Consider the following 15,921-nt stretch of genomic DNA (forward strand, 5'->3'; position numbering starts at 1 on the left):
GACGGTAGCCGCCGGAGGAGGTCCGTGTCATTGCCGTCTCACGGAAACGGTCGTGACAGCGCCGGGTGCCCGTCAGGCGGCCGCCACGGCGGCGGCGACCGTCTCGGACGCGGGGGTCGTCGGCCGTCCGATCAGGCGGGCCAGGTCGCCGCTCGTCCCGGCGAGCAGGCCGCGCCCGATCGCCTCGTCCACGTCCACGAGGATCTCGGCGAACGGCGCGGGGACCCCGGCCCCGACGAGGATGTCCAGGTGCGCGGAGGCCGGGACCTCGGTGTGGACGATCTCCCGGCCCGTCGCCGCGGACACCATGGCGGCGTACTCGGCCAGCGACCACGCGACGTCACCGCTCAGCTCGTACGCCGCGCCGAGGTGGCCCTCGCCCGTCAGTACGGCGGCGGCCGCGTCCGCGTAGTCGGCGCGGGTGGCCGAGGCGACGCGCCCCTCGCCCGCGTTCGAGACGACCGCGCCGTGCTCCAGGACGGGACCCAGGTTCGCCGTGTAGTTCTCGGTGTACCAGCCGTTGCGCAGGAAGGTGTGCGGGAGCCCCGATTCCAGGATCAGCCGCTCCGTCGCCTTGTGCTCGGCCGCCAGCAGGAAGTCCGCGCCGGGCCCGCCCAGTACGCCGGTGTAGGCGAGCTGCGCGACGCCCGCGGCCTTGGCGGCGTCGATCACGGCGGCGTGCTGCGCGACCCGCTTCCCGACCTCGCTGCCGGAGATCAGCAGCACCCGGTCACCGGCCCGGAAGGCCTCGGTGAGGGTCTCGGGGCGGTCGTAGTCGGCGATGCGGATCTCGACGCCGCGGGCGGCGAGGGCGGCGGCCTTCTCCTTGTCGCGGACGACCGCGGCGACGGATTCCGCCGGGACGGTGGCGAGCAGTCGCTCGACGACGAGACGGCCGAGCTCGCCGGTGGCTCCGGTGACAACGATGCTCATGGGGTTCTCCTCCTGGTGTGCCGGCGGGCCGCCGGCGGGTGCGCCGATCCTCGGATGCGGACTCTTGTGCTCACTCTAGGAGGTGCACTATCCAAACGAAAGTACCCACTTTCAAGTAAGGTACTGGTATGAGCGTAAGTCCAGTCAGGACCCCGAGTGTCAGCCGGCCGATGTGCCCTTCCCGGCTGGTCCTCGAACACGTCACCAGCCGCTGGGGGGTGCTGGTGCTCGCCGCCCTGCTGGAGCGCTCGTACCGGTTCGGCGAGCTGCGCCGCGCCGTCGGGGGCGTCAGCGAGAAGATGCTGGCCCAGACCCTGCAGACGCTGGAGCGCGACGGCTTCGTGCACCGTGACGCCAGGCCGGTGATCCCGCCGAGGGTGGACTACACCCTCACCCCGCTCGGCAGGGAGGCGGCCGAGCAGGTCTGGGGGCTGGCCCGGTGGGTAGAGCGCCGGCTGGACGCGGTGGAGGCGGCCCGCGAGACGTACGACGGGGCCCGGAGCCTGCCGGCTCCGGGCCCCGTCCAGGGCTGACGGAAGGTCAGCCGACCACGGTCCAGGTGTCGTTGCCTGCCAGCAGGGCGCTCAGGTCGCCCTTGCCGTGCTGCTCGATCGCGGTGTCGAGCTGGTCGGACATGAGCGAGTCGTAGACGGGGCGCTCCACGCTCCGCAGCACACCGATGGGCGTGTGGTGGAGGGTGTCGGCATCGGCCAGCCTGGACAGCGCGAAGGCGGTCGTCGGGCTGGGGTTGTGGGCGTCGTGGACGAGGATCCGCGACTGGTTCTCCTCGGTGACCGCGACGACGGCCAGGTCGCCCGTGAGGGGGTCGCGGACGACACCCTTGGAGTTCTCGGCGCCGAACAGGATCGGCTTACCGTGTTCGAGGCGGATCACCGCCTCCTCGGCCCGCTCCTTGTCCTTGAGGACCTCGAAGGCGCCGTCGTTGAAGATGTTGCAGTTCTGGTAGATCTCCACCAGGGCCGTGCCCGGGTGGTCGGCCGCCGCGCGCAGCACGCCCGTGAGGTGCTTGCGGTCGGAGTCCACGGTCCTGGCGACGAAGGTCGCCTCGGCGCCCAGCGCGAGGGACACCGGGTTGAAGGGCGCGTCGAGCGAGCCCATCGGCGTCGACTTGGTGATCTTGCCGACCTCGGACGTGGGGCTGTACTGCCCCTTGGTGAGCCCGTAGATCCGGTTGTTGAACAGCAGGATCTTGAGATTGACGTTGCGCCGCAGGGCGTGGATCAGGTGGTTCCCGCCGATGGACAGCGCGTCGCCGTCACCGGTGACGACCCAGACGCTCAGGTCGCGCCGGGAGGTGGCCAGGCCCGTCGCGATGGCGGGGGCGCGACCGTGGATGGAGTGCATCCCGTACGTGTTCATGTAGTACGGGAAGCGGGACGAGCAGCCGATGCCGGAGACGAACGTGATGTTCTCCCTGGCCAGCCCGAGGTCGGGCATGAAGCCCTGCACGGCCGCCAGGACCGCGTAGTCACCGCATCCCGGGCACCAGCGCACCTCCTGGTCGGACTTGAAGTCCTTCATGGACTGCTTGCCCTCGGCCTTGGGGACCAGCTGGAGGAGTTCGTTGGTGTCAGGCATCAATGGCCTCCTTGAGGGCTGTGGCGAGCTGCTCGGCCTTGAAGGGCATTCCGTTGACCTGGGTGAAACTCCGTGCGTCCACGAGGTACTTGGCCCGCACCAGGGTGGAGAGCTGGCCGAGGTTCATCTCCGGGATCACGACCTTGTCGTAACGCGCCAGCACCTCGCCGAGATTCCGCGGGAACGGGTTGAGGTGGCGCAGATGCGCCTGCGCGATCGTCTCGCCGGCCGCGCGGAGACGGCGTACCGCCGCCGTGATCGGCCCGTACGTCGATCCCCAGCCCAGCACCAGGGTCCCGGCGCCCGCCGGGTCGTCGACCTCCAGGTCGGGGACCACGATGCCGTCGACCTTCGCCTGGCGGGTGCGCACCATGAACTCGTGGTTGGCCGGATCGTAGGAGATGTTCCCCGAACCGTCCTGCTTCTCGATCCCGCCGATGCGGTGTTCGAGCCCCGGGGTGCCCGGCACGGCCCAGGGGCGGGCCAGCGTCTCCGGGTCCCTCTTGTACGGCCAGAACACCTCCGTACCGTCCGCGAGTTCGTGGTTCGGTCCGGTCGCGAACCGTGTCCGCAGGTCCGGGAGGCTGTCCGTCTCGGGGATCCGCCACGGCTCGGAGCCGTTCGCCAGATAGCCGTCCGAGAGCAGGAACACCGGAGTCCGGTACGTCAGCGCGATACGGGCGGCCTCCAGGGCCGCGTCGAAGCAGTCCGCCGGGGTCCTCGGCGCCACGATCGGGACCGGGGCCTCGCCGTTGCGCCCGTACATGGCCTGGAGCAGGTCGGCCTGCTCCGTCTTGGTCGGCAGGCCGGTGGACGGGCCGCCGCGCTGGATGTCGATGATCAGCAGCGGCAGTTCCAGGGAGACCGCCAGACCGATCGTCTCCGACTTGAGCGCGACACCCGGCCCCGACGTGGTCGTCACACCCAGGGACCCGCCGAACGAGGCACCGAGCGCCGCCCCGATCCCGGCGATCTCGTCCTCCGCCTGGAAGGTCCGCACACCGAAGTTCTTGTGCCTGCTGAGCTCGTGCAGGATGTCGGAGGCCGGAGTGATCGGATAGGACCCCAGGTAAACCGGAAGGTCCGCCTGTCGGCCCGCCGCGACGAGCCCGTACGACAGGGCGAGGTTTCCGGAGATGTTGCGGTACGTGCCCGTGGGAAAGGCCTGCGTCGCCGGCGCGACCTCGTACGAGACCGCGAAGTCCTCCGTCGTCTCACCGAAATTCCAGCCCGCGCGGAACGCCGCCACATTCGCCTCGGCGATGGCGGGCTTCTTCGCGAACTTCGACCGGAGGAACGTCTCCGTCCCCTCGGTCGGACGGTTGTACATCCAGGAGAGAAGACCGAGAGCGAACATGTTCTTCGACCGCTCGGCCTCCTTGCGGGAAAGGCCGAACTCCTTCAAAGCCTCGATCGTCAAGGTCGTCAGCGGTACCGGATGGACGTTGTACGCCTCAAGCGATCCGTCCTCGAGAGGGGACTCCGCATAGCCGACTTTCGCCATCGGGCGCTTGGTGAACTCGTCCGTGTTCACAATGATGTCGGCCCCGCGCGGCACATCGGCGATATTCGCCTTGAGCGCGGCGGGATTCATCGCGACCAGTACGTTCGGTGCGTCGCCCGGTGTCAGGATGTCGTGGTCCGCGAAATGCAGCTGGAACGAAGAGACACCCGGCAGGGTGCCCGCGGGGGCCCGGATCTCGGCCGGGAAGTTCGGCAGCGTCGACAGGTCGTTCCCGAACGACGCCGTCTCCGACGTGAACCGGTCACCCGTCAGCTGCATGCCGTCCCCGGAGTCACCCGCGAAACGGATGATCACACGGTCGAGACGGCGGACTTCCTTCTCGGTCGCACCACTACGATCAATACGGGGGGCGCGCTGCTCCCCGACGACAGCCTCGCTGGCCTCGTCGGACTTTCCGGCTGGGCTACTGACCTGGCTGGTCACTGAACTGGACCTCCCTCGGGGCGGCGGCTCGGGACCGGCCGGCCCGCCGGCGGTCCGCGCCCCACCCTACTTCTGTAAGGGTCGCCTTCCTTGGACCGTTCGTATGGCGGACGCGTTTTCGGGACGTGAATTCGTCACGCTTCGCCATATTCCCGGACCCCCAGTCACTGGATGAACGCGCCTGCGGTGCTCATCCTTTCGCTGTGGGCCTGGGTCTCGCTTCACTACGGGTGGATCATCGAGACGGAACGCTGCATCGAGATGACAGAGATCATCGATCATCGAGACGTACCCCGGCATCGAGGCGACCGGGATCATCACGGACTGATCATTGCGGACAGATCATCGTTCTGTCACGACTTCAGATAAGTGAGGACGGCCAGAACACGCCGATGGTCCCCGTCGCTGGGAGAGAGCCCCAGCTTCTGGAAGATGTTGCTGACGTGCTTCTCGACGGCACCGTCGCTCACCACCAGCTGCCGGGCGACGGCTGAATTCGTACGGCCCTCCGCCATCAGGCCGAGGACCTCCCGCTCGCGCGGGGTGAGCCCCGCCAGCACGTCCTGCTTCCTGCTGCGGCCCAGCAGCTGAGCGACCACCTCGGGGTCCAGGGCCGTACCGCCCCGGGCGACGCGCACCACGGCGTCGACGAACTCCCGGACCTCGGCGACCCGGTCCTTGAGCAGGTAGCCCACCCCCCGGCTGCTGCCGGCCAGCAGCTCGGTGGCGTACTGCTCCTCGACGTACTGGGAGAGCACCAGCACCCCGATCCGCGGGTAGTCCTTGCGCAGCCGCACCGCCGCCCGCACCCCCTCGTCGGTGTGGGTCGGCGGCATCCGCACGTCGGCGACCACCACGTCCGGGAGCGCGTCCTCGGCCGCGAGGTCACCCACCGTCTTCAGCAGCGCCTCGGCGTCGCCCACCCCCGCGACGACGTCGTGCCCCAGGTCGGTCAGCAGCCGGGTGAGCCCCTCCCGGAGCAGCACCGAATCCTCGGCGATGACGACCCGCACTCTTTCTCCCACGGCCTTGGTTCCCCCACTGTCGGTGTCCTCGTGCACGCCGCTGTCCGCGCCGCCCCTGTGCGTCCAGCATTCCAGCATCGGCGCCCCGATGTGCCCCGTAAGGGCTTCCGGCGGCGGGCGGCCCCTATCTGCGCGGGGCACAGCCGCACCGCCCCGGCCGCCGTAGTGGCGGCCGGGGCGGCTGCGACTGTGCCCCGCGGGAGCCGTGGCCTCAGCCCCGCCAGGGCAGTTCGGCCGTGACCGTGGTCGGACCGCCCGCGGGGGAGTCCACCACCAGGACGCCGTCGACCGCGTCCAGCCGGTCCGTCAGCCCGGCGAGACCGCTGCCCGCCGACACGTCGGCTCCGCCGTGGCCGTTGTCGGTGATTTGGAGCATGAGGTGGTTGGTGGTGCGCCAGAGGTCGATGGTGGCGTGGGTGGCGTGGGCGTGTTTGCTGATGTTCTGGAGGAGTTCGGAGGCGGTGAAGTAGGCGATGCCTTCGATGGCTTGTGCGGGTCTGGTGGGTAGGTCGACGGTGACGGTGACGGGGACGGTGCATCGGGAGGCGATGGCGGAGAGTGCTGCGTCGAGGCCGCGGTCGGTGAGGACGGCGGGGTGGATGCCGCGGGCGAGGTCGCGGAGTTCTTGGAGGGCGACTTTTACTTCGCCGTGGGCTTCGTCGACCATGCGGGCGGCTGCTTCGGGGTCGTCGGTGAGTTTTTCCTTGGCGAGGCCGAGGTCCATGGCGAGGGCGACGAGTCTGGCTTGTGCGCCGTCGTGGAGGTCGCGTTCGATGCGGCGCAGGTCGGCGGCGGCGGTGTCCACGACCACCCCACGATCCGACTCCAGCTCCGAGACGCGGGTGGCCAGCCGGGAGGGGCCGAGCAGGCCCGCCACCATGACCCGGTCCACGGAAGCCAGACCGCGGATGATCCACGGCGTGACCAGGACCAGGGCCAGGCCGACCGCGGCGGTGGCCGCCAGATCGAAGGGCGAGTCGAGATAGACCTGGTGCATGCCGTCGCCGTACAGCTGGATGCCCCCGACCCCCGCGTACGCCGGGAAGACCCAGTGCCACAGCGGATAGGTGAACGCGGCCCAGCCGTACGCCCAGAACGTCACCGACACGGTGAACGCGAACACCGCCCACGGCATGTGCAGCAGGGCGTAGAGCAGGTGCCGCCAGGACACCCCGCTCCTCAGCACCGCGCCGACCCACGACATCAGGCCACCCGTCCGGCCGCGCACCGGGGCCGGGTCCGCGACGTCCAGCTTCAGCAGCCCGCGCGCCCGGGCGCGCTCCACCGCGCCGAACCCCCGGCACACGACCAGGCCGGCGGCGAGTATCGGAATGCCGAGGAAGGTGATCAGCATGCCCAGGCCCAGCGACGTCATCGTGACCGCGAAGCCGAACAGCACCAGGCTGATCGGGAGGCTCAGGAGCAGATAGGCCAGCTCGCGCCAGGTGCGCGCCTCGAAGGGGGCACGAACCGCCGTGGGAAGGAGGCGCCTCGCCGGAGGATCGACCCCTGGCCCGGCGCCGGTGCCGTAGCGGTCCCGCGTGTCCGGTCCGTATGCCGTGGCCATCAGTGGGGTCCGTCCGTTTCTTCGAGCGGGGAATCCCCGCAGGCCGTTTCTTCCGGGCGGGGGAGTCCCGCGAGTGCTTCTTCCGTGCGGGAGGGTCCCGTGGACGGTTCCTTCGGGCGGGAGCGCCCCGTGAGCCGCTGTGACGGCCGGTGTCCCAAGGCTCGTGTACGGAGGGTTTCCGCACCATGAGGGCGGTCTCCGTATCCGACGGGGGGTTTTCCCCACCATCGGCTCACGGTGCCGCCACCCGCTCGGCGGCGGTGTCCGCCCGGTCACGCCAGGGCAGTTCGGCCGTCACCTTGGTCGGACCACCGGCGGGGGAGTCCACGACGAGACCCCCGTCGACCGCGCCGAGCCGCTCGGCAAGCCCCGAGATGCCCGTACCCCCGTCCAGGCGCGCTCCGCCGTGGCCGTTGTCGGTGATTTGGAGCATGAGGTGGTTGGTGGTGCGCCAGAGGTCGATGGTGGCGTGGGTGGCGTGGGCGTGTTTGCTGATGTTCTGGAGGAGTTCGGAGGCGGTGAAGTAGGCGATGCCTTCGATGGCTTGTGCGGGTCTGGTGGGTAGGTCGACGGTGACGGTGACGGGGACGGTGCATCGGGAGGCGATGGCGGAGAGTGCTGCGTCGAGGCCGCGGTCGGTGAGGACGGCGGGGTGGATGCCGCGGGCGAGGTCGCGGAGTTCTTGGAGGGCGACTTTTACTTCGCCGTGGGCTTCGTCGACCATGCGGGCGGCTGCTTCGGGGTCGTCGGTGAGTTTTTCCTTGGCGAGGCCGAGGTCCATGGCGAGGGCGACGAGTCTGGCTTGTGCGCCGTCGTGGAGGTCGCGTTCGATGCGGCGCAGGTCGGCGGCGGCGGTGTCCACGACCACCCCACGATCCGACTCCAACTCCTCGATCCTGCGTTCCAACTCGTCCGACGGCGAGAGCAGCGCCCGCGCCATCGCCCGGTCCGCGTTCGTCAGGACCCGTGCGATGTACGGGAGCACCGGCCAGAGCACGAACAGGCTCACCAGCGTCACCGCGAACGTCGCCACCCCCCACGGCAGCCGGATGAACGAGTACAGCAGCGTCCGCCAGGCCACCGGATCCTTCAGCCCCGACCACAGCCACGGGAAGAACCCCCGGTCCCGGCGGACGCGCGCCATCCGGCTCGGCTCGTCGATCCGCAGACCGAGCATCAGCCGCGCGCGCCCGCGCTCGGCCCGGCCGAGTCCGCGCGCGCCCTGCAGCCCGAGTGCGAGCAACGGCAGGCCGACCACGGTCACGGAGAGTCCGGTGCCCACGCCGACCAGGAAGACCGTGTAGACGAAACCGGCGATCGCCACCGGGAGATTCGTCAGGAGGTACGCGATCTCCCTCCACGTCCACCGGTCGAGGGCGGAGCGAGGGGGCGGCGGCCGGTCGTCGTCCGGCGCTGAGGGGCTCATGGTCATACGACCAGCGTGCCGGGCGGGAAGGTCCCACGCCATGGGGTTCGTGGGTGAGGCGGAGTAGGGATAACCCCACCCCTTGTCCGACGGGGCTGCTTACCGGCTCTTTGACAGGGCCTAGACTCCCGTGCGTACAGACCGTCGAACAGGTTGAGGGAGCGAGGGGCGGACGTGGCGGACGTGCCGGGACCGACCGTTCTCGCGTCGGACTACTTCCAGAGCTACTCAGTGGTCGGACTGCTCGCCCTGGTCGGCGTGCTGTTCGTCGCCGTCGCCTTCGGCGCCGGCCGCCTGCTGAGGCCCGTGGTCCCGACGCCGGAGAAACTCCTCACGTACGAGTGCGGGGTGGACCCCGTGGGCGAGGGCTGGGCCCACACCCAGGTTCGCTATTACGTGTACGCCTTCCTGTACGTGATCTTCGCCGTCGACTCGATCTTCCTGTTCCCGTGGGCGACGGTCTTCGCGGCGCCCGGGTACGGAGCGACGACGCTGGTCGAGATGTTCATCTTCCTCGGTTTCCTGGCCGTGGGACTGCTCTACGCATGGAAGAAGGGCGTCCTCGAATGGGCGTGACGAGTCGGCCGAACCCCGAACCCCCCGTTTCGCTGCCCGATCCGACGCTGCTGCCCGAGCCCAAGAAGCTCGGCGTGCTGTCCCGGCTCGCGCCCGAACCGATGAAGGTGGTCCTCAACTGGGGCCGCCGCTACAGCCTCTGGGTCTTCAACTTCGGACTCGCCTGCTGCGCCATCGAGTTCATCGCGGCCTCGATGGCGCGGCACGACTTCATCAGGCTCGGCGTCATCCCGTTCGCGCCCGGACCCCGGCAGGCCGACCTGATGGTCGTGTCCGGCACGGTGACCGACAAGATGGCCCCGGCCGTCAAGCGGCTCTACGAGCAGATGCCCGAACCGAAGTACGTCATCTCCTTCGGCGCCTGCTCCAACTGCGGCGGCCCGTACTGGGACTCGTACTCCGTGACGAAGGGCGTCGACCAGATCATCCCCGTCGACGTGTACGTCCCCGGCTGCCCGCCCCGGCCCGAGGCGCTCCTGCAGGGCATCCTCAAGCTCCAGGAGAAGATCGCGCGCGAATCGCTCGCCGAGCGGTACGCCACCGAGGAGACGGCCCGCCCCTCGGCCGCCGCCCTGCGCAGCGGCCTCGTCGCAGCCCCGAAGGCACCGGGGGAGGAGCGGAAGTGACCGCAGCGGACCTCTACGGCCGGCTGCCCGACGCCGCCTCCGACATCTTCGGCCCGGACGCCACCGCCGCGTACGCCTACGACCTGCTGACGGTCGACGTACCCGCCGCCTCCTGGACCGCCGCCCTCGAAACGGCCCGCGACGCACTGGGCTGCACCTACTTCGACTGGCTGAGCGCGGTCGACGAGCCGGGCACCGGCTTCCGCGTCTGCGCGCATGTCGCGGCGCTCGGCGACGGCACGGTCCGGCGCCTGCTGGTCCGTACGACCGTCCCGCACGACGCGGCCGTCCTGCCCACCGCCGTCGGCGTCTACGCCGGCGCCGAGTGGCACGAACGCGAGACGCACGAGATGTTCGGCGTCGACTTCGCGGACCATCCCCACCTGGTCCCGCTGCTGCTGCCCGAGGCCTTCGAGGGCCACCCGCTGCGGAAGGACTTCGTCCTGGCGGCCCGGGTCGCCAAGGCCTGGCCCGGTGCCAAGGAGCCCGGCGAGTCCGAACACGGCGGGCCCAAGCGGCGCACGATGCTGCCGCCCGGCGTGCCCGACCCGAACGAATGGGGCCCGCTCAAGGGCCAGCTCCCGCCCGCACCGGCGCGTCCTGTCAGAGGCGCCCGCGCGGCGGGTGCGGGTGCCGGTGGTGCGGGTGCGAGGGGTGACCGGCCTGTACGCCGGGCACGCAGCGCGAGTGAGGGCTCGGCGGGGCAGCGGCCGGTGGCACCCGCCACGCCCGGCGCCGGGACTCCGGACGCCGCGGGCACGCCCGGCGCCGTCACCGCGCCGGACGCCGCGGAGGCCACGCGCACGGCGCCGCCGCGCCGCAGCCGCAGCGCCTCGCAGGGCTCGGCCGGCCAGGGTGAGCCGGGGCCGGGTTCGAAGCCGGAGTCCGGTCCGGGTACGGGTTCCGGCCCTGGTTCCGGTACCGGTTCGGGTCCGGATGTACCGGACGCCGGTGCGCCCGATACGGGTGCCGACACCGGCACCGCACGGAGCGGAGCACAGGCGGTACGGCCGGGGGCCGCCGGTGCCGCCGACGCGCCCTGGCACGACGCGCGCCCGGCGTTCGACGAAACCCCGGAGCGGCCCGAGCGGCGGAAGCCCGGCCGGCCGTCGGAACCGTCGGAACCGGGAAACAGCACCGGGCCGGGGGCGGGGAGCGAGAGCGAGCCCGAGGCGGACACCGGGGCAGAGGCGGGGCCCGAGACAGAGCCTGAGACGGCGACGGACTCGGCGCGTGGGACGGACTCCGAGCCCACGCCGGACCCCATTCGCGAGGAGGGCTCCGAGCCCCGGCGAGACCCCGGAACCTCCGCCCCAGCCACCGGTTCCGGTCCCTCGGCCGACTCCCCGGCCGACCGTCCTCCCCGAAGCGGCCGGTCCGAAGCCCCCGACCGCTCCGAAGACCCAGACCGTTCCCAAGGCCCCGACCGCTCCGAAGGTCCTGGCCGTTCCGCCGGAGGCGATACCGCGTGAACGACGCACTCGACGTCGCCCTCCGCCTCGTCATCGTCTTTGCCGTGTTCATGGTCGTCCCGCTCGTCGTGGGGCAGGCCGAGCACAAGGTGATGGCCCATATGCAGGGCCGTCTCGGTCCCATGTACGCCGGCGGCTTCCACGGCTGGGCCCAGCTCGTCGCGGACGGGGTGAAGTTCGCGCAGAAGGAAGACGTCGTACCGGCCGCCGCCGACCGCCGCATCTTCCAACTTGCCCCCGCCGTGGCCCTGCTGCCGTACCTGCTCGTACTCGTCGCCATCCCGATCGGCCCCGGGGAGGGGGCGGTCGGTCAGGTCGTCGACGCGGGCATCTTCTTCGTGCTCGCCGTCATGGGCGTCGGCGTACTCGGCTCGCTGATGGCGGGCTGGGCGTCGGCCAACAAGTACTCCCTCCTCGGTGGTCTCCGCACCGCTGCGCAACTGCTCGCCTACGAACTCCCGATGCTGCTCGCCGCCGCCTCCGTGGCCATGGCGGCGGGCACCGTGTCGCTCCCCGGCATCCTCGACGCCTTCGAGTGGTGGTGGCTGCCCTGGCAGATCGTGGGCGCCCTGGTCTTCTTCGTGGCGGGGCTCGCCGAACTCCAGCGCCCGCCCTTCGACATGCCGGTCGCCGACTCGGAGATCATCTTCGGCGCGTACACCGAGTACACCGGTCTCCGTTTCGCCCTGTTCCTGCTCGCCGAGTACGCCGGGATCGTCGTCCTGTGCGCGCTGACGACCGTGCTCTTCCTCGGCGGGTGGCACGGGCCGCTCGGCGCGGACGGGCTCGGCTGGGTCTGGACCCTGCTCAAGATCGCCGTCCTCGCGTTCGTCGTGATCTGGCTCCGGGTCACCTATCCCCGCCTGCGTGAGGACCAGCTGCAGAAGCTCGCCTGGACCACGCTCATCCCCCTCGCCCTCGCGCAGATCGCGCTCACCGGCATCGTGAAGGTGGCGATCAACTAGTGCCCCCGATCCCCGGCTCAGGCCTGGCCAAGGGTCTTGCCGTCACCCTGCGGACCATGACGAAGCGGACGGTGACCGCCCAGTACCCGGACGTCCAGCCCGAACTGCCGCCCCGTTCACGCGGCGTCATCGGGTTGTTCGAGGAGAACTGCACGGTCTGCATGCTCTGCGCCCGCGAGTGTCCGGACTGGTGCATCTACATCGACTCCCACAAGGAGACGGTGCCCGCAGCCGCGCCCGGCGGCCGCGAGCGCAGCCGCAACGTCCTGGACCGCTTCGCGATCGACTTCGCCCTCTGCATGTACTGCGGTATCTGTATCGAGGTGTGTCCCTTCGACGCGCTGTTCTGGTCGCCCGAGTTCGAGTACGCGGAGACGGACATCCACGAACTCACCCACGAGCGCGACAAGCTGCGCGAGTGGATGTGGACGGTCCCCGAACCACCCGCGCTCGATCCGGGAGCCGAGGAGCCGAAGGAGATCGCCGCCGCACGGAAGGCGGCCGACAAGCTCCAGGCACAGGAAGCCCAGAAGGCCCAGCAGGCTCACGAAACCCAGCAAGCCCAGCAAGCCCCGCAGACCGAGGCAGCTCAGCAGGTGCCCGAAACCAAGCCGGCGCCCGAAGCCCGGCAGGCCGACGGGGCCCAGCAGCCCCACCGGGCCGACGGAGCCCGGCAGGCCCAGGACTCGCGGGAGGCCCGCCCGGGCCAGGCAGCTGAAGAGGAGGGGCTGGAGTGATTCTCGCGGCCACTGCCGGACACCCCGGTTTCCTCTCGCCGACCGGCGTCGAGATCGCCTTCCTCCTGGTCGGTCTCGCCACCCTCGGCGCTGCCCTGATCACCGTCACGACCAAGCAGCTCGTGCACGCGGCGCTCTGGCTCGTGGTGGCGCTCGGCGGCATCGCCGTGGAGTACCTGCTCCTCACGGCCGAGTTCATCGCCTGGGTCCAGGTACTGATCTACGTCGGTTCCGTCGTCGTCCTCCTTCTCTTCGGACTGATGCTGACCAGAGCCCCCATCGGACGTTCCCCCGACGCGGATTCGGGCAACCGGTGGATCGCGCTCGGTGTCGCCGCCGCCTCCGCCGCAGCCCTCGTCTGGGTCGTCGTGGACGCCTTCCGCACTACCTGGATCGACCTGGACGGCCCCGCCCAGGGCTCCACCAAGGCCTCGGGCGAGTTCCTCTTCAGGCACTGGGTCCTGCCCTTCGAAGCACTCTCCGTCCTGCTCCTCGCCGCCCTGGTGGGCGCCATCGTCGTGTCCCGCAAGGACAGGCCGGACGCACGGGGTGCACGGGCCGGGCAGGTCCCGCAGCGCCGACCAGGCCGTCAGGTCACGAACCGGGAGGACAAGAGCTGATGCACCTCGCCTATCCGGCCGTACTCGCCGTCCTCCTCTTCTGCACCGGGCTGTACGGAGTGCTCGCCCGTCGCAACGCGATCCTCGTCCTGATGTCAGTCGAGATCATGCTCAACGCCGTCAACCTCAACCTGGTCGCCTTCGACGTCTGGCTCCGCGACGCCCTCCACGCGGGCCAGGCCCTGACCCTCTTCACGATCGCCATCGCCGCCGCCGAGATCGGTATCGGCCTCGCGATCGTCCTGGCCGTCCACCGCAACCGCGGCAGCTCGGACGTGGACCGCCTCCGCGACACCGCGGAGACCGACGAGGCCGAAACGCTCCCCGACGGCGCGGGCCCGCACACCGACGAGGCCGCCCACGGCTCCGCAGACCAGGCCACTGCTACGGCAGGGAAGGCAAAGAAGGCAGAGGCCACCGCGTGACCACCACGACCCTCGCCGTCCTCGTCCCCCTTCTCCCCTTCCTGGGTGCCGCGGCCGGACTTCTCCTGGGACGCACCGCACCCGGCTTCGTACGTCCACTCGCCGTACTGCCGACCCTCGCGGCCGCCGCCCTCGCCGTGGTCGTCGCCGCACGGCAGGGCGGCGGGCCTGCCATCGACGCCGCGACCCGGCTCACGCCCACCGGCTCCGTACCGATCGACCTGGCCCTGCACCTCGACGGCTTCGCCGTCCTCGTGGCCGTACTCGTCGGGCTCGTCGCCACCTGTGTGCAGGTCTACTCGACCGCGTACCTCAAGGGCGACGCCCGCTACCCCTCGTACGCGGCTCTCGTGTCGCTCTTCACCTCCGCGATGCTGCTCGTCGTCTACTCCGGCGACCTGATGGTGCTCCTGGTCGGCTGGGAGATCATGGGCATCTGCTCGTACTTCCTCGTCGGCCACTACTGGGAGACCCCCGAGGCCCGCGCTGCCTCCCTCAAGGCCTTCCTCGTCACCAAGCTCGGCGACGTGCCCTTCCTCATCGGCCTGTTCGCCCTCGCCGCGGACACCGGCACGTTCCGGATCACCGGCATCCTGGCCGCCGTCGGCAACGGCGGGCTCGACCACCCCACTCTCATCGCCCTGCTGCTCCTCGCCGGTGTCGCGGGCAAGTCCGCACAGTTCCCGCTGCACACCTGGCTGCCCGACGCGATGGCCGGGCCCACGCCCGTCTCCGCGCTCATCCACGCCGCGACGATGGTCGCCGCCGGCATCTACTTCGTGGCCAGGCTCCTTCCCGTCTTCGCCGCCTCCGGTGCGGCCCTCGTCGTCCTCGCGGTGATGGCGGCCGTGACGATGATCGGATCCGGGCTCGCCGCACTCGCCCAGGACGACATCAAGCGCGTCCTCGCCTACTCGACCATCGGCCAACTCGGCTACATGTCCGGCGCCCTGGCCGTCGGCGACCGCGGGGCGGCCGTCTTCCACCTCATGTCGCACGGTGCGTTCAAGGCCGTCCTCTTCCTGGCGGCGGGCGTCGTCATCCACGCGGCGGGCACCAACTCACTCGCCGCCATGTCCCGGATGAGCGGGCTGACGAAGCGCATCCCCGACGCCTACTGGACGATGACCGTCGCCCTCCTCGCGCTGGCCGCAATCCCTCCCTTCGCCGGCTTCTTCTCCAAGGAAGCCGTCCTCGTCGCCGCCGAGCACGCCGCCTTCGGGGACCGGGACGTCGCCCCCGCCGCGGCAGGATGGACCGTCCTCGTCGCCGGACTCGTGGCCGCCCTCCTCACCGCCGCCTACGCCACCCGGCTGTGGCTCCTGGTGTTCCGCGGGCGCGGCCCCGAGGCCCCCGACCACGGCAGGCAGCCCGTCGCGATGACCTCCGTCCTCTGGGTGCTCGCCGTCCCGACCATCGCCTTCGGTCTCACCGTCGGCACACTCGCCGACTGGTTCGACGGACACAGCCTCACCCCCTCCCTCGCGACCGCGGTCCTGTCCACCGGTGTCGGACTCGTCGGCGGACTCGTCACCTACGGAGCCTGGCGTCACACCACGGCGCTCGCCGACCGCCCCCCGGTCGGCGCGGTCGCCGCCCACCCCGACGCCGAACCCGCGCTCGTGGAGGCCGAGGCCATGACCTCCCACACCGCGGCGTACGGCACGATCGCGGACGCCCCCGACCCCTCGGACCCCGGCCGGCTCCTGCTCGGACCGCTGCACCGCCACGCGGTCACCGGCTTCCACCTCGACGCGCTGTACACGGCGCTGTTCGTCCGCCCCGTCGAGGCCGCCGCCCGGCTCGTCCGCTTCCTGGACCGCGAGGTCGTCGACACCTACGTACGCGGCGCGGGCAGCATCGCCCGCGGACTCGGCACCCTGGTCCGCCGCGCCCAGACCGGAAACGTGCAGACCTACCTCGGCGCCCTGCTCGCCGGAACCCTTGTCCTGGCGATCGCCGCCGTCGTCTTTGCCAACGTCTACGCCGGGGCGTGAGCCGT

General features: G+C 70.7%; 15 protein-coding genes. 9 read left to right on the forward strand and 6 right to left on the reverse strand.

Translation table 11 applies throughout. The features are described from left to right. Window positions 1-72: 72 nt before the first annotated feature. Window positions 73-933, reverse strand: a complete 861-nt coding sequence (locus AB0I83_RS09510; RefSeq protein ID WP_356533060.1) for an SDR family oxidoreductase — start codon at window positions 931-933, stop codon at window positions 73-75. A gap of 128 nt (window positions 934-1,061) precedes the next feature. Between AB0I83_RS09510 and AB0I83_RS09515 the strand changes: the two genes are divergently transcribed. Continuing rightward, window positions 1,062-1,466: a helix-turn-helix domain-containing protein gene (locus AB0I83_RS09515; RefSeq protein WP_363304206.1), complete on the forward strand. Its 405-nt coding sequence runs from the start codon at window positions 1,062-1,064 to the stop codon at window positions 1,464-1,466. A 7-nt stretch (window positions 1,467-1,473) separates the two neighbouring features. Here AB0I83_RS09515 and AB0I83_RS09520 read toward each other — a convergent pair whose 3' ends face one another. The 5 genes from AB0I83_RS09520 to AB0I83_RS09540 form a co-directional block, all read right to left on the reverse strand. Beyond that, window positions 1,474-2,532 carry a 2-oxoacid:ferredoxin oxidoreductase subunit beta gene (locus AB0I83_RS09520; RefSeq protein ID WP_363304207.1) on the reverse strand — a complete coding sequence of 353 codons (1,059 nt, stop codon included), beginning with the start codon at window positions 2,530-2,532 and terminating at the stop codon, window positions 1,474-1,476. Continuing rightward, window positions 2,525-4,480: a 2-oxoacid:acceptor oxidoreductase subunit alpha gene (locus tag AB0I83_RS09525; RefSeq protein ID WP_356840180.1), complete on the reverse strand. Its 1,956-nt coding sequence runs from the start codon at window positions 4,478-4,480 to the stop codon at window positions 2,525-2,527. The genes AB0I83_RS09520 and AB0I83_RS09525 overlap by 8 nt, the downstream gene beginning before the upstream one ends. A gap of 353 nt (window positions 4,481-4,833) precedes the next feature. Then, window positions 4,834-5,493, reverse strand: a complete 660-nt coding sequence (locus tag AB0I83_RS09530; RefSeq protein ID WP_356533081.1) for a response regulator transcription factor — start codon at window positions 5,491-5,493, stop codon at window positions 4,834-4,836. 223 nt (window positions 5,494-5,716) lie between these two features. Continuing rightward, complete coding sequence (locus AB0I83_RS09535) at window positions 5,717-7,072, reverse strand: sensor domain-containing protein (protein WP_363304208.1); 1,356 nt, start codon at window positions 7,070-7,072, stop codon at window positions 5,717-5,719. A gap of 232 nt (window positions 7,073-7,304) precedes the next feature. Next, the gene (locus AB0I83_RS09540) at window positions 7,305-8,504 is read right to left on the reverse strand and encodes a sensor domain-containing protein (protein ID WP_356533050.1); all 1,200 of its coding nucleotides are present in this window, start codon (window positions 8,502-8,504) and stop codon (window positions 7,305-7,307) included. Window positions 8,505-8,672: 168 nt separating this feature from the next. Here AB0I83_RS09540 and AB0I83_RS09545 point away from each other — a divergent pair, with 168 nt between their 5' ends. The 8 genes from AB0I83_RS09545 to AB0I83_RS09580 are packed head-to-tail and all read left to right on the forward strand — an operon-like array spanning window position 8,673 to window position 15,916. Next, window positions 8,673-9,074 (forward strand): NADH-quinone oxidoreductase subunit A, encoded by a 402-nt coding sequence (locus AB0I83_RS09545; RefSeq protein ID WP_053930253.1) that lies wholly within the window; start codon window positions 8,673-8,675, stop codon window positions 9,072-9,074. Beyond that, a complete protein-coding gene (locus AB0I83_RS09550; protein ID WP_356533049.1) occupies window positions 9,065-9,700 on the forward strand; it encodes an NADH-quinone oxidoreductase subunit B family protein in 636 nt (211 codons plus the stop codon). The genes AB0I83_RS09545 and AB0I83_RS09550 overlap by 10 nt, the downstream gene beginning before the upstream one ends. After that, window positions 9,697-11,172 carry an NADH-quinone oxidoreductase subunit C gene (locus tag AB0I83_RS09555; RefSeq protein ID WP_363304209.1) on the forward strand — a complete coding sequence of 492 codons (1,476 nt, stop codon included), beginning with the start codon at window positions 9,697-9,699 and terminating at the stop codon, window positions 11,170-11,172. Before AB0I83_RS09550 ends, AB0I83_RS09555 begins: the two co-directional genes overlap by 4 nt. Then, entirely contained in the window at window positions 11,169-12,137 is a 969-nt protein-coding gene (locus AB0I83_RS09560) for a complex I subunit 1 family protein (RefSeq protein ID WP_363304210.1), read from the forward strand. Before AB0I83_RS09555 ends, AB0I83_RS09560 begins: the two co-directional genes overlap by 4 nt. Next, window positions 12,137-12,874 carry an NADH-quinone oxidoreductase subunit I gene (locus tag AB0I83_RS09565; protein WP_363304211.1) on the forward strand — a complete coding sequence of 246 codons (738 nt, stop codon included), beginning with the start codon at window positions 12,137-12,139 and terminating at the stop codon, window positions 12,872-12,874. The genes AB0I83_RS09560 and AB0I83_RS09565 overlap by 1 nt, the downstream gene beginning before the upstream one ends. Further along, complete coding sequence (locus AB0I83_RS09570; protein ID WP_363304212.1) at window positions 12,871-13,494, forward strand: NADH-quinone oxidoreductase subunit J; 624 nt, start codon at window positions 12,871-12,873, stop codon at window positions 13,492-13,494. The genes AB0I83_RS09565 and AB0I83_RS09570 overlap by 4 nt, the downstream gene beginning before the upstream one ends. Further along, window positions 13,494-13,919, forward strand: a complete 426-nt coding sequence (gene nuoK / locus AB0I83_RS09575) for an NADH-quinone oxidoreductase subunit NuoK (RefSeq protein WP_363304213.1) — start codon at window positions 13,494-13,496, stop codon at window positions 13,917-13,919. The genes AB0I83_RS09570 and nuoK overlap by 1 nt, the downstream gene beginning before the upstream one ends. Continuing rightward, a complete protein-coding gene (locus tag AB0I83_RS09580) occupies window positions 13,916-15,916 on the forward strand; it encodes an NADH-quinone oxidoreductase subunit L (protein WP_363304214.1) in 2,001 nt (666 codons plus the stop codon). The genes nuoK and AB0I83_RS09580 overlap by 4 nt, the downstream gene beginning before the upstream one ends. Window positions 15,917-15,921 lie beyond the last annotated feature (5 nt).

Origin of the sequence: Streptomyces sp. NPDC049970, assembly GCF_040660235.1 — a bacterium.
Taxonomy (GTDB): Bacteria; Actinomycetota; Actinomycetes; order Streptomycetales; family Streptomycetaceae; genus Streptomyces.

Coding starts and splice junctions, on each gene's coding strand:
- AB0I83_RS09520 (WP_363304207.1), bottom strand. CDS start 2,532: ATGCCTGACACCAACGAACTCCTCCAGCTGGTCCCCAAGGCCGAGGGC.
- AB0I83_RS09510 (WP_356533060.1), bottom strand. CDS start 933: ATGAGCATCGTTGTCACCGGAGCCACCGGCGAGCTCGGCCGTCTCGTC.
- AB0I83_RS09540 (WP_356533050.1), bottom strand. CDS start 8,504: ATGACCATGAGCCCCTCAGCGCCGGACGACGACCGGCCGCCGCCCCCT.
- nuoK (WP_363304213.1), top strand. CDS start 13,494: ATGCACCTCGCCTATCCGGCCGTACTCGCCGTCCTCCTCTTCTGCACC.
- AB0I83_RS09515 (WP_363304206.1), top strand. CDS start 1,062: ATGAGCGTAAGTCCAGTCAGGACCCCGAGTGTCAGCCGGCCGATGTGC.
- AB0I83_RS09535 (WP_363304208.1), bottom strand. CDS start 7,072: ATGGCCACGGCATACGGACCGGACACGCGGGACCGCTACGGCACCGGC.
- AB0I83_RS09550 (WP_356533049.1), top strand. CDS start 9,065: ATGGGCGTGACGAGTCGGCCGAACCCCGAACCCCCCGTTTCGCTGCCC.